Source organism: Streptococcus sp. DD10 (assembly GCF_001578805.1).
GTDB lineage: Bacteria > Bacillota > Bacilli > Lactobacillales > Streptococcaceae > Streptococcus.
Window position 1 is genome coordinate 223,632 of record NZ_KQ969157.1, and the last position, 2,468, is coordinate 226,099.

2 protein-coding genes and 1 pseudogene are annotated in these 2,468 nt (G+C 42.9%); 2 read left to right on the top strand and 1 reads right to left on the bottom strand.

The annotated features are described in order from the left end of the window. Together STRDD10_RS00970 and STRDD10_RS00975 are read left to right on the top strand one after the other, a co-directional pair. The coding region (locus STRDD10_RS00970; RefSeq protein ID WP_067192344.1) for a peptide chain release factor 3 at positions 1–1,214 on the top strand (1,214 nt) is incomplete at its 5' end. A 200-nt stretch (positions 1,215–1,414) separates the two neighbouring features. Then, positions 1,415–2,322: pseudogene (locus STRDD10_RS00975) on the top strand (magnesium transporter CorA family protein). Here the strand turns inward: STRDD10_RS00975 and STRDD10_RS11385 are convergent. Beyond that, positions 2,261–2,468 (bottom strand): hypothetical protein (locus STRDD10_RS11385; RefSeq protein WP_231853365.1); only part of this gene is annotated, 208 nt, incomplete at its 5' end. The pseudogene STRDD10_RS00975 and the gene STRDD10_RS11385 overlap by 62 nt on opposite strands.

Below are 2,468 nucleotides of genomic sequence, written 5' to 3' on the forward strand. Positions count from 1 at the left end.
ACTCTGCCAAGGGGATTGAGGCCCAAACCAAGAAATTGTTTGAAGTTGTCAAACACCGGGGGATTCCCGTCTTTACCTTTATGAACAAGCTGGACCGGGACGGTCGTGAACCCCTTGAACTCTTAGAAGAGTTAGAAGAAGTGCTAGGCATTGCCTCCTATCCTATGAACTGGCCGATTGGGATGGGGAAATCCTTCGAAGGTCTCTATGACCTCTACAACCAGCGCTTGGAGCTTTATAAGGGAGATGAACGCTTTGCTAGTTTGGAAAAAGGAGAACAGCTTTTTGGAAGCAATCCCTTCTATGCTCAGGTCAAGGACGATATCGAACTCCTCCAAGAAGCGGGAAATGAGTTTTCAGAGGAAGCTATTTTAGCGGGTGAACTAACCCCAGTCTTCTTCGGTTCAGCCCTCACTAACTTTGGTGTGCAGACCTTCCTTGAGACCTTCCTTAAGTTTGCGCCAGAACCACACGGCCACAAGAAAGTGGATGGTGAAGTGGTGGCTCCTTATGACAAAGATTTCTCAGGATTTGTCTTTAAAATCCAAGCCAACATGGACCCTCGTCACCGGGACCGCATCGCCTTTGTCCGGATCGTATCGGGTGAGTTTGAGCGTGGTATGTCTGTGAACCTCCCTCGTACAGGTAAGGGGGCTAAACTGTCAAATGTCACCCAGTTTATGGCCGAAAGCCGTGAGAATGTGACCAATGCCGTGGCAGGTGATATTATTGGGGTTTACGATACCGGTACTTATCAAGTTGGAGATACTTTGACGGTTGGGAAAAACAAGTTTGAATTTGAGCCTCTGCCAACCTTTACCCCTGAAATTTTCATGAAAGTTTCCGCTAAGAATGTCATGAAGCAAAAATCCTTCCACAAGGGGATTGAGCAATTGGTGCAAGAAGGAGCCATTCAGCTTTATAAGAATTACCAAACAGGCGAATACATGCTAGGCGCTGTGGGACAACTTCAGTTTGAGGTCTTCAAACACCGCATGGAAGGCGAGTACAATGCGGAAGTAGTGATGAGCCCAATGGGTAAAAAGACCGTTCGTTGGATCAAACCAGAAGATTTGGATGAACGCATGTCCTCCAGCCGCAATATCTTGGCCAAGGACCGTTTCGACCAACCAGTCTTCCTCTTTGAGAATGACTTTGCCCTTCGCTGGTTTGCGGACAAGTATCCGGACGTGGAGTTAGAAGAGAAGATGTAACACGCTCCGATTGATGGCCATCCAAATGGCGAATCAATTGACGGGAATCGTGAAGATGAGTTGCTGAATTGCCGTACTCACTTCATCAGAGAACACCCATTCGGACTATTTTTAAGCGTGAGAGCCTGGAATGATGCAGTAGCGTTTGACCATTTGGGTTTCAAATCCGATCCTATTTCATAAGAAAGAAGAGAAGAGGCATGTTTATTGAGAAAAAACTTGGCAATAACAGAACTTGGATCAATATTGATTCAGACCTGATTACGGAAAATTCGCACCTCTACCCGAAGTATGGAATTGACCAGGAAACGATAGAGTATGCTCTCGATAAAAACGAGCGTGCCCACATGGATTACAATCGCGAAAAAGGGGCTGTTACCTTTATCTACAATGTCTTGGACTTGGAAAAGGACAAGACCTACTATGAGACCATTCCCATGACCTTCATCGTGCAGGACAACCGATTGGTAACTATTTCCAATGATGACAATGCCTATATCATCAGTCGGATGAGGGACTATGTTGACCATCATGAAGGATTATCAATTTACAAACTCCTTTTTGCAGGTCTTGAAATGATTTCCAATGCCTATTATCCAGTCATTGAGCGGATGGACAAGCAAAAAGACGAGGTCAATCGTCTCCTTCGACAAACGACAACGACCAAAAACCTCTTTGCCTTGTCTGACTTGGAGACCGGTATGGTCTATCTGGTGTCTGCTGCGACACAAAATCGTTTGCTCCTAGAGCATATTCAAAGACATGCTATCTATCGTCATCTTGATGAAGTGGAAAAGGAACAATTTGAAGATGCCATGATTGAAGCACGCCAGCTGGTATCGATGACTGAGTTAATTTCTCAAGTTTTGCAACATTTATCTAGTTCTTATAACAATATTTTAAATAACAAACTGAATAACAATCTGAGTAATTTAACTATTATGGAAAATTTACTTGGCGTATTAGCTGTTATTACTGGTTTTTTGGAATGAATATTCCACTCCCTTTTACAGAGGACAAATATGCTTGGATTGTGATTTGTGTGATTAGTTTCTTTTTATGGATTGCACTATCACGATTACTTCGTTGGATTGTTCATAAGCGTTAAGTAAAATTCTTTTTAAAAGTGATAATGTTCTTTTTGTCAACTGTAGTGGGTAGACAAAAAGCATAGATGTTAAAGGAGTAGAGTTGTCTGCTTCTTTTTTTGATATTTCAGACGTCAAAATGAACATCCTTAGAAAATATGGTACC